At 38.7% G+C, this 19243-nt stretch carries 16 protein-coding genes; 13 read left to right on the top strand and 3 right to left on the bottom strand.

Annotated features, from left to right (window positions below; all coding sequences use genetic code 11):
* Positions 1-403: 403 nt before the first annotated feature.
* From NPA36_RS07260 to NPA36_RS07245, 4 genes are all read left to right on the top strand, one after another.
* Positions 404-1162 carry a sensor histidine kinase gene (locus tag NPA36_RS07260; RefSeq protein WP_256945454.1) on the top strand — a complete coding sequence of 253 codons (759 nt, stop codon included), beginning with the start codon at positions 404-406 and terminating at the stop codon, positions 1160-1162.
* A complete protein-coding gene (locus NPA36_RS07255) occupies positions 1159-1911 on the top strand; it encodes a LytR/AlgR family response regulator transcription factor (RefSeq protein WP_256945453.1) in 753 nt (250 codons plus the stop codon). Before NPA36_RS07260 ends, NPA36_RS07255 begins: the two co-directional genes overlap by 4 nt.
* Positions 1912-2069: 158 nt before the next feature.
* The gene (locus NPA36_RS07250) at positions 2070-2585 is read left to right on the top strand and encodes an RDD family protein (RefSeq protein ID WP_256945452.1); all 516 of its coding nucleotides are present in this window, start codon (positions 2070-2072) and stop codon (positions 2583-2585) included.
* An 82-nt stretch (positions 2586-2667) separates the two neighbouring features.
* Positions 2668-3237 carry a phosphatase PAP2 family protein gene (locus tag NPA36_RS07245; RefSeq protein ID WP_256945451.1) on the top strand — a complete coding sequence of 190 codons (570 nt, stop codon included), beginning with the start codon at positions 2668-2670 and terminating at the stop codon, positions 3235-3237.
* 678 nt (positions 3238-3915) lie between these two features.
* On the opposite strand, the gene NPA36_RS07240 is transcribed toward NPA36_RS07245, so the two are convergent.
* Complete coding sequence (locus NPA36_RS07240) at positions 3916-4890, bottom strand: GMP reductase (RefSeq protein ID WP_256945450.1); 975 nt, start codon at positions 4888-4890, stop codon at positions 3916-3918.
* A gap of 156 nt (positions 4891-5046) precedes the next feature.
* Here NPA36_RS07240 and NPA36_RS07235 point away from each other — a divergent pair, with 156 nt between their 5' ends.
* The 9 genes from NPA36_RS07235 to NPA36_RS07195 all read left to right on the top strand — a co-directional run bounded on the left by NPA36_RS07235 (position 5047) and on the right by NPA36_RS07195 (position 17414).
* Positions 5047-5316, top strand: coding sequence for a chorismate mutase (locus NPA36_RS07235; protein ID WP_256945449.1), 270 nt, complete (start codon positions 5047-5049; stop codon positions 5314-5316).
* Between the two features lie 86 nt (positions 5317-5402).
* The gene (locus NPA36_RS07230; protein ID WP_256945448.1) at positions 5403-5897 is read left to right on the top strand and encodes an Lrp/AsnC family transcriptional regulator; all 495 of its coding nucleotides are present in this window, start codon (positions 5403-5405) and stop codon (positions 5895-5897) included.
* The gene (locus NPA36_RS07225; protein ID WP_256945460.1) at positions 5897-7069 is read left to right on the top strand and encodes an aminotransferase class I/II-fold pyridoxal phosphate-dependent enzyme; all 1173 of its coding nucleotides are present in this window, start codon (positions 5897-5899) and stop codon (positions 7067-7069) included. The genes NPA36_RS07230 and NPA36_RS07225 overlap by 1 nt, the downstream gene beginning before the upstream one ends.
* Before the next feature lie 1545 nt (positions 7070-8614).
* The gene (locus NPA36_RS07220) at positions 8615-10357 is read left to right on the top strand and encodes an ABC transporter ATP-binding protein (protein WP_256945447.1); all 1743 of its coding nucleotides are present in this window, start codon (positions 8615-8617) and stop codon (positions 10355-10357) included.
* Complete coding sequence (locus NPA36_RS07215; protein ID WP_256945446.1) at positions 10350-12104, top strand: ABC transporter ATP-binding protein; 1755 nt, start codon at positions 10350-10352, stop codon at positions 12102-12104. The genes NPA36_RS07220 and NPA36_RS07215 overlap by 8 nt, the downstream gene beginning before the upstream one ends.
* Positions 12105-12346: 242 nt before the next feature.
* Positions 12347-12601, top strand: a complete 255-nt coding sequence (locus NPA36_RS07210; RefSeq protein WP_256945459.1) for a bacteriocin — start codon at positions 12347-12349, stop codon at positions 12599-12601.
* A gap of 442 nt (positions 12602-13043) precedes the next feature.
* A complete protein-coding gene (locus NPA36_RS07205; RefSeq protein ID WP_256945445.1) occupies positions 13044-15011 on the top strand; it encodes a heavy metal translocating P-type ATPase in 1968 nt (655 codons plus the stop codon).
* Between the two features lie 420 nt (positions 15012-15431).
* A complete protein-coding gene (locus NPA36_RS07200) occupies positions 15432-16205 on the top strand; it encodes a spr1630 family ClpXP-sensitive toxin (protein WP_256945444.1) in 774 nt (257 codons plus the stop codon).
* A 30-nt stretch (positions 16206-16235) separates the two neighbouring features.
* The gene (locus tag NPA36_RS07195; RefSeq protein ID WP_256945443.1) at positions 16236-17414 is read left to right on the top strand and encodes a spr1629 family repressor/antitoxin; all 1179 of its coding nucleotides are present in this window, start codon (positions 16236-16238) and stop codon (positions 17412-17414) included.
* Between the two features lie 135 nt (positions 17415-17549).
* On the opposite strand, the gene NPA36_RS07190 is transcribed toward NPA36_RS07195, so the two are convergent.
* Both NPA36_RS07190 and NPA36_RS07185 read right to left on the bottom strand, forming a co-directional pair.
* Positions 17550-18323 (bottom strand): response regulator transcription factor, encoded by a 774-nt coding sequence (locus tag NPA36_RS07190; RefSeq protein WP_256945442.1) that lies wholly within the window; start codon positions 18321-18323, stop codon positions 17550-17552.
* Positions 18324-18332: 9 nt separating this feature from the next.
* Positions 18333-18956: a GHKL domain-containing protein gene (locus NPA36_RS07185; RefSeq protein WP_256945441.1), complete on the bottom strand. Its 624-nt coding sequence runs from the start codon at positions 18954-18956 to the stop codon at positions 18333-18335.
* Positions 18957-19243 lie beyond the last annotated feature (287 nt).

Genomic DNA, 19243 nt, shown 5'->3' with positions numbered 1-19243 from the left:
TTTATCCAAAAATTGCCTAAGGCAACACAAAACCAATTAAAAATGATTGCTTGAAACTAAATTTATTGCTTCTTTGCTTGATATCATGCGGTTTATAATCATTTTTTATGTTTCAAGTTTTAGTTTAGTTATCTATGAATTTACACCTAAGGCTACAACCGATAAAAATGAATTTATATTTCTGATTGCATCAATGATACTACCGATACTTGTTCATCACTTTGCCTTATATTTTTTCAAAATAGATACGTCCATCTTAAAGGCAGAGGATGAGTTTGTTCAAAAGGATATTATTCGTCCTCTAAATTTCCTGCTCTTGACATGTTTTACTATACTACTTATCATATACGGCTTTGAAGTTTATTTTGAAAACTCACCAGTGGCGGAATTCAGTAAGTACATAATGTTTATTCTAATGTTCATGTTCCTCAGCATTATCGGATTCCTCAGCAACAAAACCAGAGCTTACTTACAGCATCAGATATATAAATCCAACGAAAAACAGCTACAACAACTAGATTTGTACACCAGAGAAATTGAATCCATGTACCAAGCCTTGAGAGGTTTTCGCCACGATTACACCAATATGTTAATTAGTCTGAAAGAAAGTATCGACTCTGGCGAAATCAGTCAGGTAAAAGACGTTTACGATGAGATTCTGGTCTCTGCCAACTTGAGAATGGTTAACCAAGCCGAAAATACAAATATCAATGAACTATCCAACATTAAAAACTCCGCCTTAAAAAGTGTCCTCTTCTGGAAAATAACTGAAGCCAGAGAACATGGTGTAGCTATTAATGTTGAAATCAAAGAACCAATAGTTGATTTGAAGATGGATATCTTGGATGCTATTCGTATGATTTCTATTCTGATTGACAATGCCATTGAAGAAGCAAAACAAACAGCTAAACCTACTATAGAATTGGCTTTTGTGAAAGAAGCTGATAGCATCATTGTTACGGTAAGGAATAGCAAGACAAGTAAAGACATCCCTATTGGAAGACTGTTTGAAGCTGGATTCTCTACTAAGGGAAGCAACCGAGGGATGGGGCTATTTAATGTAAAGGAAATTTTGTCGGCCTATAATTATGTGGATATTGATACCGAAATTTTGGATGATTCTTTTACACAAATGATAAGGATAAGGGGTAATGATGAGTGAATATTTTTATCTTAGAGGATGATGTACTTCAACGCAAAAAGATGGAAACTATTGTAGCAGATTCCTCAAAGAGATTAGGAGTACCCATACAACAATTAGTGTCGACAGGGAAACCTACTGAACTATTAGATAGTATTGATGGACAAGGTAGCAATCAGCTGTATTTTCTTGATATCGATATTAAGAATGCAGAGAAAAAAGGTCTAGAAGTCGCCAAAGAAATCAGAGAAAAAGATGAACTGGGCATGATTGTTTTTGTGACGACGCATTCGGAGTTTGCTCCCTTAACCTATGCTTACAAAGTGAGTGCCTTAGAGTTCATTTCCAAGGAGGTGCCAGACCTTGAGAAGCGGATTGAGGAGTGTATAAAGCATGTCTATTCAAGAAAAGACAACCGAGATTTTGGGGATCCCTTTATTTTTGAGAACAAGTATCGAAAGTTTAAGCTACCATTTTCAGACCTTTTGTATTTTGAAACATCTGACCAGCCTCACAAGCTTGTTTTAATCTCAAAAAAGAGAAGAATCGAGTTTTACGCAAAACTTTCCGAGATTGAAAGCCTAGATAATCGCTTGTTCAAGTGCCACAAGTCCTTTGTCGTCAATCTGGATAACGTTATTGAAGTCGATAAAACTAACCTAGTCCTCTACTTTTTTAATGGTGAAAGCTGCTTAGTTTCTCGTAGAAAAATGAAATATGTATCAGATTGGCTAAGTAAGAAAAAAGCCAAGACGGGTCTTGAATCCTAAAGAAGTATATACTTTTGATAGTTGATTCAATAGGTCATAAGTGACACAAGATGAAACAGCAGGAATAAGAGAGTTTTGAAGCTTTCACAAGAGTCGAGATAGTATTTGTATTGTAACGCTTTGGTACCATCATGTTTGAGTTACGGAGGTGACTAGGATTGATTGAAGACAATAGAATAAAATTATCCTTACGACTGAAAGAGTTATTTATTGACTGGCTTTTCATTTGTTGCTATTTAGGAGTTTTGTTTTTATTAAGCGCCATATTCTATTATTTGGTTTATAAAGGCATTCCGTCATTTTCGGAAGCTGAGTCACAACTTATAGCAACCGTAACGTCTGTTATTCCAGTTGTTCTGATTTTTTCTTATTTAGACTTTAAGGGTGGGAGTTTAGGAAAGAGAACATCAAAGCTATTTGTTTATTTTAAACAGAAGAAATTTAGATATAGCTTGATAAGAAATATCATAAAATTTCTACCGTGGCAATTAGGTCATATAGGAACGATACGAGGGATATATATGGGGTTCGACAATACCAGTTTGGTAATGCAAACTACTGCATATGTATTGCTTATAACCTTGCTAATGATGGGGGTGTTTCGAAAAGATAAACGACATTTAGGGGATATGCTTGCAGGAACACAGGTACAAATAGTTCATGATGAATTTTAGTCTGACTTTTTATTTGCAAAAGAGAGGAAATGGAGCTTGAATTCGAGTATAGCTTCTTTATATTTATGAAAGGTGGTTAAACATGTTCGAATGGATTCAAAGTGCCGATTGGGCAATTTTATTCTGGATACAGCAGACCATGAAAAGTGGATTTCTTGATGTTGTCATACCCTTGATTACCAAACTTGGAGATGTGGGGGCTATTTGGCTCTTGTCAGCTGTCGTTATGTTATTTACAAAAAAATACCGCAAATGCGGCATTATGCTTTTGGTTGGTCTTGCTATTGGTTTTCATATAGGGAATTTGTGGCTGAAACCAATGATTGCTCGTGACCGACCTTCTTGGATTGACTCTAGTGTGCAGATGTTGGTATTTAATCCAAAAGATTTTTCTTTTCCTTCAGGTCATACGCTTTCCTCTGTCATTGCAGCGACGATTCTAACCCTTAATAACCGAAAGTTTGGTCTCATTGCCATCCCGCTTGCACTATTGATTGCTTTTTCAAGGATGTATCTATATGTTCATTTCCCATCCGATATATTAGTTGGTGCATTCTTGGGTGTTTTGATAGGCTACGCTGTCGTTTGGAGCTTCGATAAGTTCCCAACTCTTATCCAACGGCTCCACAAGAAGCGAGATTCCTATGCTTAACGAAAGGAAATAGTTAATAGGATGATGTTTAACTAGTCACAACAACCGCTTGCACCTTTCATATTGATAAATTGCTGAAACTAAGCTCTTAGAAGGTAAAATTTTATCACGAATAGTAAGGTCTATTTCAAGAATATTTGGTGTTTTTTATTGACTGGTGTTGAATTATTTTATACTATAGCAGTACTTATGATATAAGAAAGAGGTGAGTATCTTGCATATCCAAAAGAGTGATATAGGTTCAATTATACTAAACTTAGTATTTCTTGTAGTAACTGGCTATAATTTTACTAGGAATTTAAGTCCATTATTTTTGGTGTTAAATACTATTGGGTTTGTTGTGTTTCTATTTGTTACAGCAAGTATTGTAACAAGAAGTTTTTTAAAGGAATAATTTAGATAACAGAAGGCTGGGAGAAAATAAGTATCACAGGAAAACAAAAGAGTTCTAAAAAAGTTTATCCGAAATAACGGTGTAAAGCATAGCTGACGCACAGTGGATGTTTCGACTTTAGTCGATTACAGCCACGTAGACAGCTAAGCCGTGAGACCAAGGCTCATGGCGGTGCCACCGTTCTCATTTCGGATAAACTTTTTTAGAACTCTTTTGTTTTTTAGAGATAGAGCCCCTTCTCATTTCTGAGCGATTATATTTCTAAGCAGAAACAATCAGTCTAGTTATCTATCACCATTATAAATACTATTCTTAACAATCACATAATCAACCTTACGAATGGCTTCAAGGTCTTTACCGCCTGCATACGAAATAGCAGACTGCAGGTCTTCTTGAATTTCTTTCAAGGTATCACCAAGGTCACCACGTTGCGGAATCATCTCGATTTTTCCTTCAACATTGGTACGAGTGCCTTTTTGGTATTCAGAGGCACTACCGAAGTATTCTTTGTAGAGCTTGCCATCGATTTCTTTTTCAGAGCCTGGAGATTGCTTGTGTCCGGCTAATAGAGAACCAACCATGACCATGGAAGCACCGAAGCGAACGGATTTTGCAATATCGCCGTGGTTACGGATTCCGCCATCAGCGATAATCGGTTTGCGAGCAGCCTTTGAGCACAGACGAACGGCTGCTAATTGCCAACCACCAGTACCGAAGCCCGTTTTCAGCTTAGTAATACATACACGACCTGGTCCAATCCCAACTTTAGTCGCATCAGCGCCAGCCAACTCCAGCTCACGCACGCCCTCAGGAGTTCCCACGTTTCCAGCAATCAAGAAAACTTGCGGAATAATAGCTTTAATATGTTTAATCATAGAAATAACCGTATCTGAATGGCCATGAGCCACGTCGATCGTAATATAATCAGGGACAAGATTCTTTTCTTTTAATTCTTCAACAAAAGCATATTCATTTTCCTTAACGCCAACACTAATCGAAGAAATTAAGCCTTTTTCCTTCATCATAGCGATAAATGGTATGCGGCTTGCTTCGTCAAAGCGGTGCATAATATAGAAATAGTTGTTTTCTGCCAACCACACAGCAAGCTCTTCATTAATAACGGTTTGCATATTGGCTGGAACGACAGGGATGTTAAAGGTATGTGGGCCAAAGGTAACTTGAGTGTCACATTGAGTTCGGCTGGTCACGATACATTTATTTGGTACCAGTTGTATATCTTCATAATCAAATACATCCATTAAGGTATCCTCATTTCTTTATTGTAATCACACAGTCTATAGAATAGCACAAATCATTCATTTTGAGAAGAAATAAAACCAACCGCCCATCATGGAGAAAAGCCTGCTAACTGTGCTATACTTTTCTTAATACAAAACATACCGAGGTGAAATGACATGTTAGAAGAAGAACGCAAGCAAATCGATGCCATCGACGCCCAACTGATTCCGCTTTTGGAAAAACGATGGGACTTGATTATCCAAGTGGCTAACCAAAAACGAGCCCATAATATTCCCGTATTCGATGCTAGGCGTGAACAGGCTATTTTAGAAAAAGTGGCAGAAAAGGTCAGCAATCCTGATTACAAGGAAAGCCTACAAGACTTATACAGCCACTTATTTGACCTGTCTCGAGCTTACCAAACCAAACTATTAGACCAAGACTAAAAGTGTTAAATTTCTATAAATATTGCACAAAGTAACCCAAAGTCAGTATAATAGAAGTTAGTGAATAGAAAAATGGAGGGAAACCGATGAAATCAGATACTAGTGAGCAAATTTTAAAATTACTCGAAACAGATAGCCGTCTGACCCCAGAAGAGATTGCTGTATTACTAGGTTTAGACGCAGAAGAAACCAAAAAACGTATTGAAAAGTTAGAAGAAGAAAATGTTATTTGTGGTTACCATACCCTTATCAATTGGGAAAAAACAGATGATATAAATGTGTCTGCCGTTATTGAATTACGGGTTAATCCGCAACGTGGGATGGGATTTGACCGGATTGCTGAAAAAATCTACCAATTCCCTGAAGTGGATGCCCTCTATTTGATGTCAGGTGGTTATGATTTTATGGTGCAACTGAAAAAGGCGCCAATGCGTGATATTGCTTCATTTGTTTCCAACCGTTTATCCATTATTGAAGAAGTTCAATCAACCGCTACCCACGTAGTCTTGAAGCAATACAAAGATCATGGGACCCTATTTGTCCAAAAATCCGGTGACCAACGGATGGTGATCACTCCATGATGGAAGGTTTTTTAAGTAATAAAGTCAAAGACATCAAACCATCTGGCATTCGCCGCTTTTTTGAAATCGCTAGCGAAATTGAAGACGTTATCTCACTTGGGGTGGGGGAGCCGGATTTTGATACACCTTGGCATGTTCGTGACGAAGGGATTTACTCGCTTCAAAAAGGACAAACCTTCTATACGGCTAATGCAGGTTTAAAAGAACTGCGCCAAGAGATTTGTAACTACATTTACCGCAAGCAGGGGGTTCTTTATGACCCAACAACGGAAGCTTTAGTAACAGTTGGTGGTAGTGAAGCCATTGACTTAGCCATGCGTGCCCTTTTGAATCCGGGCGACGAGGTTATCTATACGGAACCTTGTTATGTGTCCTATTTGCCTTGTGTAGTCTTATCTGACGGTATTCCAGTGTCTATTTCTTTAAAAGAGGAAAACCAATTCCGCTTAACCGCTCAAGAGTTGGAGGATGCCATTACACCTAAAACCAAGATCGTTGTCTTGTCCTTCCCTAACAACCCGACTGGTGCTGTGATGACTCGCCAAGATTTAGAAGCTATCGCTCAAGTTATCAAAGAGCACAACCTCATTGTGATTTCGGATGAAATTTACAGTGAGTTAACCTACTCCGATACACCACATACGTCTATCGTTGAGATTGATGGCATGAGAGAACGCACCATTTTGATTAACGGATTTTCAAAAGCCTTTGCCATGACCGGTTGGCGGATGGGCTATGCCCTAGCACCTGCTGCCGTTATGGAGCAAATGATTAAAATTCACCAATTCACCATCATGGCGGCACCGACTACCAGTCAGTATGCCGGTATTGATGCCTTGAGAAACAGCGATGAAGATGTTGCCATCATGCGTGAGAGCTATAACCAACGCAGACGCTACCTTTTAAATCGTATGGAACATCTAGGCTTGCCATGCTTTGAACCATTTGGCGCTTTTTATATCTTTCCTAATATTTCTGAGTTTGGTATGACCTCAGAAGATTTTGCTACCAAATTGATACAAGAAGAGCGGGTGGCTGTTGTACCCGGCACAGCTTTTGGAGAAAGCGGCGAAGGCTTTGTACGGATTTCTTATGCCTATTCTTTGGATAGCTTGAAAAAAGCCATCGAACGAGTAGAACGCTTTGTGAACAAGCTTAGACAAGAAGGTTAAACTTGCTTACGAGTGCGAGCCTCTAGCTTATCGGTCGGAAATAAGAACGGTGGCACCGCCGAAAGCCTTGGTATCACTGGCTTAGCTGCCTACGTATCTGTAATTCGGCTGACGCCGAAACAGCTACAGTGCGTCAGCTATGCTGATACACCGTTATTTCCAACCGATAAGCTAGAGGCTCTTTGATAAGTCGAACTCTTATTATAGATAAAGCTTTTTGTCTTAAGGGTAAGCCTATTATGAGAAAAATCATTCGTTAAAGAGCTCCAACGAGGAATAAACCACTTTTATTCCTCGTTGGAGCTCTATTTTTAGGTGGGTTTCTCATAATCCAAGGGCAGCAGAGTACTTTTGGGCAAAATATGACCTATTTGCAGGTCAATTATTAGAAAACCCACTGATTATGACTACCTAACGAGGAATAAACCTTATTTATTCCTCGTTAGAATAGCGTTTTTGGTTGATTTTCTCATAATTCATTAGTTTCAGGGCGTATATTGCTTGAATGGACCCTGTTTTTGAGGTAATTATGAGAAAAAGAGTTATTTTTAGTTTGCTAACGAGGAATAAAAGTGGTTTATTCCTCGTTAGAGGTCAAATTTTGATTGGTTTTCTCATAATCTTCCCTTATTGAGCCTTTTAAAGACCTAAACCAGTCAAAAGGGAACAAATTATGAGAAAGACTATCTATATTATGTCATTTACTGGGAGTAGATCACTTCTACTCCCAGTAAATCATCGACTTTAGCCTCCTTTTCTAATAATTCATAACAAATTTCGCTTTTATCACTTATATTGTAGGATTATCAGTTGAATTATGAGAAAAACTATCTATATTATGTGATTTACTGGGACTAGAGTACTCTACTCCCAGTAAATCACTGTATGGAGCACTATCTTCTCATAATTCATTACTATATGACCTTTCTTTACTAGCTCAACAAAAGTATTTCCGTACGCTGAATCCAAAATGACGGGGGGTAACGCATAGCTGACGCATAGTAGCTGTTTCGACTTTAGTCGATGACAGATACGTAGGCAGCTAAGCCGTGAGACCAAGGCTCACGGCGGTTCCACCGTTCCCATTTCCGATTCAGTTTACGGAAATGCTTTTCTGATTTAGAAATAGAAGTTATTGATACAGACTTTTTTCTATCCCTGCAGTACTACCGTTTTCATTTCTAAGCTCATTATCTGGTGATTCGACTATCTTAAGTAAAAAAACCTACATTTATTAGATTTAGGCTTGCTATTGTAGAAAACTTATAATAAAATGACCTTATCGATGTAAAATCGAAAAATTAGGAAAAGGAGGAAACACTTATGCGTATCATTGCTAGAACTACTCATAAAACAGTTGAATATTGCAACAAAATCCTCCTTACAGCATCTTTGTAACCATTTGAACTTCATGTATAATGACTTTTTATGGCTATTTATCTGCATTTGTGTAGGTGAATAGCCTTTTTTTGCGCATTTTCATGTGTTGGTAGCATAGGTGTTGATAAGGGGAATCATTAACAATGTAAGAAAAGGAGAACAGTTATGAAACTTATTATAGAAGAGCTAGGCTTCTTCTTTAAACAACACAAATTCCGATATGTTTTAGCCTTCATCTCCATGATTATCAGCACGATTGCCTTGGTTTTACCAGCACGATTTGTTGGGCAGGTGATTGACGAGATTGTTCGTCAGACCTTGACTTGGGAGACGTTATATCGGTATATTGTATACTTTTTATTAGCTATTATTACAGCCTATATTTTTGAATTTATCTGGACCTACTTTATTTTTGTGGGTTCCTACCAAGTCCAAAGTACCTTTAGGGAGCGGATGATGCAGCACTTGCTCAGTCGCAAAGCACCATTTTATAGTCGGTTTCGCACGGGGGACTTAGTGACTCGTGGGAGTGAGGATATTCGTGTGCTGGGCATGACGACTGGTTTTGGTATGTATGCCTTTTTGAATTCTAGCTTGATTCTGATTGTGGTCTTGACCATGATGAGTGTCTTCGTTTCGTGGAAGCTCATGCTGGTTGCTATGATTCCATCCCCAATTCTGGCCTATCTTTTGTATAAATTAGGGACTTCCGTGGACGCTAAATTCAACAAATCCCAAGAAGCTGTTTCTGAGATGAACAATGATGTGCTAGAAGTTATTGATGGTACTTACGTGGTTCGAGCGTTTGGACAAGAAGAAGCCATGATTAACAACTTCAAGAAAAGCACGTCAGAAGCTTTGGAAATGAATTTAGAGGTTGCCAAAATCGATACAATTTTCTGGCCACTAGGCGGTATCTTTATGGCAGTTAGCTTGGCTTTGGGTCTGATGCTAGGTGGTTATTTAGTGCAAAGTGGTGAAGTGTCTGTAGGGGGAGTGGTTTCCTTCCAAGTTTATATCGGGCTAATTGTTTGGCCGGTCATGACTATTGGGGAAGTTGTAAACGTTGCCCAACAAGGAAATGCCTCTATAAAAAGACTTCGCGAAGTCTTCACAGCCAGTGATTCTATTGAAGAAGGTGGACAAACTAAGCTGGACGAAATCGAAAATATTCGCCTCAAAAATTTCAGCTTCTGGTACCCAAATGAAGAAACTCCAATCCTTAAAGACTTGGATTTGCAGATTAAAAAGGGTGAAACAATCGGTATCGTTGGGAAAACTGGTGCTGGTAAAACGACCCTAGTCCAACAGCTCTTGCACCAATACCCTTATAAGGGGCAAGATATCACTATCAACGGCCAATCCATTTTAGACTTTGATGCCCAAGAGCTTCAAAGCAAGATTGCCTATGTGCCGCAAGAACATATCTTATTTTCTAGGTCTATCCGTGAAAATATGTTCTTCGGGAAGGAGGATGCTAGTGACGAGGAGATTTACCGTGCTCTGCATCTAGCGTCGTTTGAGGCGGATGTGAAAAGTATGCCCAAACAGCTAGATACCCTAGTTGGGGAAAAGGGAATTAGTTTGAGTGGTGGGCAAAAGCAACGCCTGTCCATTGCCAGAGCCTTTATTCGTGACAGTGAAGTATTGATATTAGATGATGCCCTGTCGGCAGTAGATGCCAAAACAGAACAAACCATTATCAGCCACATCCAAGAAGAACGAAAGGGACGCACTAACCTGATTACTTCTCACCGATTGTCAGCTATTCGCAATGCTGACTGGATTTTCGTCTTGGACCAAGGCCAAGTTCTGGACCAAGGGACGCACCAAGACTTATTGGCTAAACAAGGTTGGTATTACCAACAGTACAAACGCCAAGAAATGGAGGGAACAGAAGATGCTTAAAACTGTCAAACGCCTCCTCTCTTATCTTAAATACCATAAGGCAAGTTTTTTCATGGGAATTGGCCTCCTTATGTTGACAACCTTAATGGGACTATACTCGCCAATGGTTATCAAAACGATCATTGACCAAGTCATCACCCCAGCTGGACAAGGGGATGGTCTACAAGCAGGACTCTTATTCCAACTGCTAGCCTTTTATCTTTTCTTAAATCTGGCTTCGTCACTAACCAGTATCTATGGCAGATATACCTTAAAAAAGGTATCAAATCGTATTGTCAAAGACTTGAGAGACCAAGTTTTTGCTCATGTACAAAAATTACCAATTCAATATTTTGACTCCTTGCCAGCTGGAAAAGTTGTTTCTCGTATTACTAATGATACAGAAGTCTTGCGTTCGCAATTTTATGAGAGCACTATTTCTACTATCTTTAATAGTATCATCTTGATTATTGGAACCTATACCGCTCTATTTCTGCTCAACCCATCCCTGACTACAGGGCTCTTGCTCATTGTTCCGGTGGTTCTGGTTTGGCAAATTCTTTATTCACGTTATGCCAGCCGTTATACGAAGGCTTTGCGGGAATGGGTGAGTGATTTGAATGGAAAGCTCAATGAAACCATTCAGGGCATGTCTATCGTGCAAGCTTTTCAACAAGAAAGCCGTATTTACAAAGAGTTCAAGGCAGCTTCACAGTCTTGGCAAAAGGTAGGGTCAAAATTCCTCTTGCTTGATGCAACTCTGTCATGGGGCTTGAGCGGCTTTTTCAGGAATGCTACAATGCTAGCGGTTGTCGTCTATGTGGGTACGCAATTCTTAGGCGGAACCTTTGGACTAACTGCTGGGGTGCTTTATGCCTTTATCGATTACATCAACCGTCTTTTCGACCCGATTGATGCCTTCGTCCAAGTTATGTCCAGCTTCCAACAAGCCATTGCTGCTGGAGGACGTGTGTTTGAACTATTAGACACACCGATTGAAGAATCCCCAGATCAGGAAATGGTTATGACACAAGGAGAAGTGGTATTTGATCAAGTAAAATTTGCTTATAAGGATGATAACTACGTCCTAAATGACATTAATTTTACCGCGCAAGCAGGTCAAACGGTCGCCTTTGTTGGGCACACAGGTTCAGGAAAATCTTCCATTATGAATCTGCTCTTTCGATTTTATGACCCTAATCAAGGAACCATCTCTATTGACGGACAAAATACTAAGGACTATTCCCGCAAAAGTGTTCGCAAGGATATGGCTATTGTTTTGCAGGATCCTTACCTCTTTAAGGGAACCATTGCCAGCAACGTCAGTATGAATAACCCTTCAATTAGTGATGCAGAAATTGAAGAAGCCTTGATTCGTGTTGGTGCCAAGCATTTGATTGAGCGTAGCGATAAGGGCATCCATTTTGCGGTTAGAGAAAAGGGGGCGGACTTCTCTTCAGGGGAGCGCCAACTGATTTCATTTGCCAGAGCTTTGGTCTACAATCCTAAGATTATGATTCTGGATGAGGCAACTTCGCACGTGGACACTGAGACAGAGGAAACAATCCAGCACGCTATGAGTGTTCTGGAAGAGGGGCGGACGACCTTTATAATCGCCCACCGCCTGTCAACGATTCTCAATGCCGACCAAATTATCGTTCTCGACAAGGGACGGATTATCGAGCGTGGAAATCACCAAAGTCTGCTGGATCTAGATGGCGTTTACGCCGAAATGTATCGCATGCAGGCTAAGAGTATGGAAGTGTAACAGAGGAACTAACCTCTAGCTTATCAGTTGGATAAGCTAGAGGTTAGTTTTTGTGGTTCGAAAAGTAGGCATACTGAATCAGGGACAAGTACAGACCAGACGTTTTAGTAGTTATTTTACTTATTTTTTACTTGTTAGGAACATTTGGGGGACACTCCAAATCATTATAGGCACAGTTAGTAAAAAATTCGTAGAACATGATAAACTATAAGTAGTAAATATATGAGAGAAAAGTGATTGTAATGAAACTAGAAGAATTCACAATGGTAGAAGGTATGGAATTGCAGGAAGTTTATGGAGGTGGAAAGGTTCTAGCGGCAATAGGTGCTGTAGGTTGTGGAGTAGGTGGTTTTTTAACAGGTGGTGTAGCTGGTGCTGCGGTAGGTACAGTAACTTTACCTATAATTGGGACTGTCGGCGGAGCGGCAGCAGGAGCATGGGGAGGGGCAATTACAGGCGCAACTACCTGTGGACTTGCTGGAGTGGCAATTAATTAGCCTATGAAAAAATTTGCTATTTTTATTTTAATTAGTTATTTCATATTCACAATTTTATATTTATTGTTTCCATCCATACTAAAATTTGTGTTTGCCTTTTTTCTTATAGAAAATCTCATTTTTATCTTTTTGTATTTGAAGAATATACGAAAAAAGTAAGATTAAACTATAGTTTTCATCTTATTCTTCGGGAGTAATTTAATAATAAGAGTAATGGATTAAAAATTCTCCAGCTCCTTAGTTAGAAATTACAGTACAATTAATGTTATTTCCAACTGAGGGGCTAGAGCCTTTTTATAGAAAAATACTAGTACCGGTTTGGGAGATTGTGCCCAAACTTTTTTATTTTCTATTTTCCCCCATCTCACTTGACACCCCGTAAAAAGATAGTATACTTAGTATATGAATAGTTATTCATATATAACCTCAAGGAGTGATTCAGATGGCTACTCAAGAACATAAACATCAACATAGAAAAGAAAAAGAACATCATCATACTCACCAACACAATCACGAAAGCAAATTACCGGTCATTTTATATGGTGTGGGCTTGGCTACTTTTATTGTTGGCCTAGTTATCCATGGCAGTCAACCTACACTTAGCACTATTCTCTTTATTTTCACCACATTTTCTGCTGGTTACCATGTCATGGGCGAGGGATTCGGCGATACCATTCGTAATAGTGTAGCCGCGAAACGCTTTGTGCCCAACATTCACTTGTTGATGATGCTGGCTGCAGTTGGTGCTGTAGCTATTGGCAACAGTGAAGAGGCAGCTTTATTGATTCTCATCTTTGCTGGGGCTCATTTCCTTGAAGAATATGCAGAAGGCCGCAGTAAAAAAGAGATTACTCAATTGCTCAAATTAAACCCATCAAAAGCACGACTAATCCAAGCTGATGGTTCTTACAAATCAGTTGCGGTAGAAGAATTGAACATCGGTGACCGACTTCAAGTATTAACCGGTGACCAAATTCCGACTGATGGCTTAATCACTGACGGAGTTACAGTGATTGATGAATCTACTATTAACGGTGAAAGCATGCCTAAGGAAAAGGTTGTTGGCGACCAAGTGTATGCAAGTACTATCAACCAAGCGGGTAGTTTTACCATGGAAGTGACCAAGGATAGCAAGGACACCGTTTTTGCGAAAATTCTCCAATTAGTTGAAGAATCTCAAAGTTCCTTGTCCAAAACAGCGACTCGCATTCAAAAGATTGAACCGATTTACGTGACGATAGTCTTGGCTATCTTGCCAATTCACATTCTTTTAGGACCAGCACTATTCTCATGGACTTGGTCTGAGAGCCTCTATCGGGGCATGGTCTTCTTGATTGCTGCCTCACCCTGTGCTCTAGCAGCCAGTGCCGTTCCAGCCAGTCTATCCGCTATTTCTAACCTGGCTAGCAAGGGCGTTCTCTTCAAAGGCAGCGCAACCTTGGCCAATCTCCAAGACATCAAAGCCATCGCCATGGACAAAACTGGCACCCTAACCCAAGGTAAACCAAGTCTAACCGACTCCTATTTTGGAGCATCTGGCAAATTGGCTCCAGAAACTATTAAGGAATACCTTCAAGTGATTCAGGCTATGGAAGCACAATCTAGTCACCCATTAGCGTCTGCCATTACTAGTCATTTGAACCAAGAGTTGGCTCAAGAAGAAGGCATTCAACTACCTGTTGAGTCCATCGAAAACATCATTGGTGTAGGCTTGTCTGCGGACTATCAAGGTCATCTTTATCAAGTTGCCAAACCTAGTCATTTTCCAGAAGTTGATGTGGACTTTTCTGAAGAAGTTGCTCGCTTAGGGGCGCAAGGCAAGACGGTGGTACTCTTGGCGCGAGACGGTGTCGTTTGGGGCTTGATGGCCTTCATGGACTTGCCAAAACCTCAGTCGCTTGATGCGGTTGGCTACTTCAAAGAACAAGGCGTGCATGCGGTCATGATAACAGGTGACGCAGTGGCAACGGGGCAAGCAATCGGCAAGAGCTTGGGTATGGACCAAGTTTTGGCCAACGTGATGCCAGAAGATAAGGCAAAACATGTGCGAGACTTGCAAGAACAATATGGTCAAGTGGCCATGGTCGGTGACGGTGTCAATGATGCGCCAGCTTTGGTGACTGCCGATATCGGAGTTGCCATGGGACAAGGAACCGACGTGGCTATCAATGTGGCAGACGTGGTCTTGATGCAAGATGACTTGTCTAAACTGGTTGCCGCCCACAAAGTCTCCAAACGTATGAACCATATCGTCAACCAAAACATGATCTTCTCTATGGCAGTGGTTGTACTTCTAGTAGTCCTAAACATCCTAGGGCAAATGGATATCGCTATTGGGGTTATTGCCCATGAAGGGAGTACTCTGGTAGTTATTGCTAATAGCTTACGGTTGTTGCTTAGTCGGGAGTAGAAGAACTTCAAAAAATCCTCTGATAGTCTACCGTGCTATCAGGGAGAGGCTGGGCAAAAAGTCTGTAATAAAATGACAAAGATTCTAAATCATAAAAGAGTTCCCCAAAAATCTATCCGTACAAAATGGTGGCACCGCCGCAAGCCTTGGTCTTTCGGCTTAGCTGTCTACGTGGTTTGTAAATCGGCTGAAGCCGAAACATCCACTGTGCGTCAGCTATGCTTTACACCGTTCTGTACGGATAGATTTTTGGGGAACTCTTTTATTTGGTTACCATTTGGACTTTTTGCCCAGTCCCTATACTGGTAATAGGGCGTTCAAGTATTTAAAGAAAGGACGCTTTAAAAAAAACAAAAAAATAATGCTTTTACTTTAAAGATGATGTATACTAGCATAGATAAATAAAGTGGAGGTATGTAAATGGAAGAGTTGAAATTGGGTGAAATGATCAATAAAGCAATTGTTGATGGTACTTTATCTGGCTATTTAAACTATTTAAATGAGCGGAAAGAAAAACAAAGGGAAATGAATATTAGTGGGGCCTATGCTTGGGTAAAAGGAAACCATATTGATAATCAAGTATCCATAATTGGTCAACAGCAAAAAATAAAATTTAAGATTGAAAAAGCTGGTTACAGCTGGGAGTACCTACAATTCACCGTTAGTGAAAATGATGAAGAGTATATGTTTATTGTAAAAAATTCTAAACAGGTTGAGAAATCCATCGATGAACAAAAACAACGAGGCAAAACTGATAATTATTTGACAAGTTTGGCTGACATAAATAGAAACATATTTAAAAATACCGAAAAGAGAAGGGTACAACAAAATGTACAAATTAAACTTGAATTAGATAGTCAAGAAGAAGTGAACGCTATAATGGAGGGTACACAATTACAAGTACATCAACCATATGCAAGGTTTTATATTGTGACCTACGAAATTGATGATGCAACTAAATTTATTACATCAATCAAACTAACAATGCCTAATCGTCAAACGATGAACTTGGAACTAATTGAAGATTTAACGCATTTAATTGAGAAAAGTATTCACCAAATTACTGCTGATGACGTAGAACCAATCCGTAATGAAAAAGGTTCCGATTCAAGTGTTTTTTCTGGAGATACAAACTCATTTGGGTATAGTGTACCTGAAGCAGATTCTGGAGAAGAAACAGGTACTGGAAACTAATTGGTATTGATAACGCAAGGAGTGATATAAATGTTTTTCGGAGAGAAATTACAAAGTGTCAGAGAACTAAACGGGCTCTCCAGAAAGGAACTTGCTGACAAGTTAAGCATAAGTGAACAAGCCATATGGCAGTACGAGAATCAATATACCGTACCCAGATTTGAAGTAGTTAATGAATTAAAAATGATATTCCATGTAAAAAGTCAATTTTTTTATACAAAACCGTTTGTAACGAATGTTTCTAAAATTGAAAATATTGCCTATAGAGCTGAAGATAGAGATTCTCGAAAAAAAGCAAAGATGGAAACGACTTTTGTAGACTTTACTAGCTACTTTATAGATAAATTTGAAAGTAAGTTAAATTTATTACCTAGTCCGCTTCTTAGATTAAGAGATGAGTCAATGCGTCTCTATCATATGTCGAAAGAAGGAAGTGATGAGCTACTACAACTTGAAAGGATTGCAAACAAAGCTAGACAAGTTCTAGGTGTGCAATCCAACGCTGAGCTTCTTTACAAACTTGAAATTGCTGGAATCTATATATTAGAGAAAAATATGGGATCTACTATTGATGCTTATAGCACATGGACCAGTTATGGTAAACCATTTATCATTCTTGGCAATAAGAAAAAATCTGCTGTCCGAAGAAATTTTGATTTAGCACATGAACTAGGGCATTTATTGCTACATTATACTATCGATATGGATAGCTTAACCAAAGATGAGCATAAAAAAATTGAGAAAGAAGCCAATGATTTTGCTTCATTTTTCTTGCTTCCCAAAAAAGAGTTCTTAGAAGAATTTTCGACCATTACAAAGAGATCAAATCCTGACTCATATTTGGATATGAAAATAAAATTCATGGTTTCCATAGGTGCGCTAGAGTATCGTGCTTATAAATTGGGCTTGTTGACCTTTGAAGAGAATCGTTATTTTTACGCTACTTTGAATAAGAAAGGTTACCGAACGAATGAACCCCTAGATACAGATATCGCTACTATCAGACCGGGGAAAGTACGTTCATTAGTAGATATTATTTTTAAAAACCATATTTTTTCCTTAACCGGTATCTTAAATGATTACTATATTGATCGTTCATTTTTAGAATCACTTTTTTGTCTTGAGACCGAATTTTTAAATAGGTATTTTGAAAATCATAGTAGGCAATATTTTAATGAATCAAACATAGTATCTTTATTTGCTGAATAAGGTACTTAATTGGTGCGAGATTGGTATGAACACTAGAGTCATAATCGTATACTACAGTGTTTTTATAAAGTAAATACGCTATTTTCAACTAGGAACATCAGGCTAGTAGTTGAAAATAGCGTATTTTTGTAATTTTTATGACTCTTGTCCAATAATAGTTCGTTTCAAATTTTCTTGAACCTTCCTTAAAGTAGAGCCTTTACCAAATGGAAAGTATCTAGATAGCTTTGGACGCAGATGGACTTCGCGAGTTTTAAAGTCGACTTTAATAATGTTTTTAGGTTGGATCAAACAAGAGCGATTAAGAAGAAACAAGTTAGGATAGGCTTTTACATAATCCCTTAAATTTCCATAAAATTCATAAAGTCCGTCTCTTGTATATAAGACGAGTTTATGTGGTGTATCGGATGTTTCCAACAAAAGGATGTCATCAATGTTAATGGTAAACACCTGTGTTCCTATCGAGAAGATAAAGGCTTTTTTTTGTTCTGTTGTTAGATGGTCAATTCTTTCTTGGGCAAGGTTTAAGAGTTCGAAAATCTCGCTTCTAAATGCATCTAGATCAGTTGTTTTTGTGACAAAACCTAACGCTTCTAACCGTCTTTTCAAGGTTAAAGGAATCATCTCTTCATGACTACTAGTAAAGATGATTTTAGCCTGAACATCTTGTTTTCGGATTTGTTGAGCAAGTGCAATGCCGTCAATCTGGTGGTTTAGGTCAATATCAAGAAAATAGATACCTTGTTTTGGTTCAAATTCTTGAAGATAACGTTGGGCATCCTCAGGAGATTGTGTTGCTAAAGCTAGTTTGAAAGGCTCATCATGCCCCATCATATAGTATTTTATTAGTGTCACAATAGTGTTTAGTTGGTCCTTCATATCTTCACATATGATAATAGGATAGGTCATGTTTCCTCCTTACTTCCATTGCATGATGAGTTGAATGGAAAAGTTTTTGGCATTTTTGTGGTATTGAATAAGTAGATTAGGGTTTCTGTTCTTAATTACTTGAAGAGTGGTTAGTCCGAGACCTTGGTGCCCTTTTTTTGAAGTGACACCTTTTTTCAGCATATCTTCAATGTCCATATCTGTTGGGAGATAAGTGTTTTGAATCAAAAACTCTAATTGTTGAGCATCTTGATAGATCATCATGGTAAGTTCTGGTTCAAGAGACTCTTTTGCTGCTTCAATAGCGTTGTCTAAAGAAATTCCCAATGCCCGAATACAATCGAATATAGGAATAGGAACATGGTCAAAAGGGGTGAGACACTCAAAATGACAATTAATATTGAGTTCGCTAGCCTCGAATAGCTTAGCCATAATTAAGCTTTTTAAGCGAGGTTCTTGAATGTTTTTGCATTGAATAGCATCAAATTTAGGCTTAGATAAATAGTTAGCGGAATATTCTTCTAATTCTTGAATGTTTTGAATGGATTTTTGTTCCTGATTGGCAGAGACAGATTCTTTTAAACTGATGAGTATATTTTTGTAATCGTGCTTAAACCGTGAGAGCTTGTCTTGTCGCTCTTCAAGTTGATTCATATAGCTTTTTAAACTATGTAACTCTTGCTCGAGCAATTGAGTTTCGTACTTTTTCTTTTGTCTTTCGGTTGTCTGTATAAAAAGATAAACTATAAAAATTCCTTGGATGATTAAGAAGATGGCTATTCCGATGATAAATGCTTGAAACGCTTGGTAATGATGAGCAGCGTAGGCTAGTAATGTTGCTACAAGAAAAATATAAAGGAGAAGGAAAGATGTGTTTTTTGTCGAGTAATTATCGAGAAGAGAAAAAATAGAGAATTGTTGGTATATAAAAATAAATACCA

The organism is Granulicatella seriolae, from assembly GCF_024543085.1.
Taxonomy (GTDB): Bacteria; Bacillota; Bacilli; order Lactobacillales; family Aerococcaceae; genus Granulicatella; species Granulicatella seriolae.
This window is presented reverse-complemented; position numbering and strand designations above follow the sequence as displayed.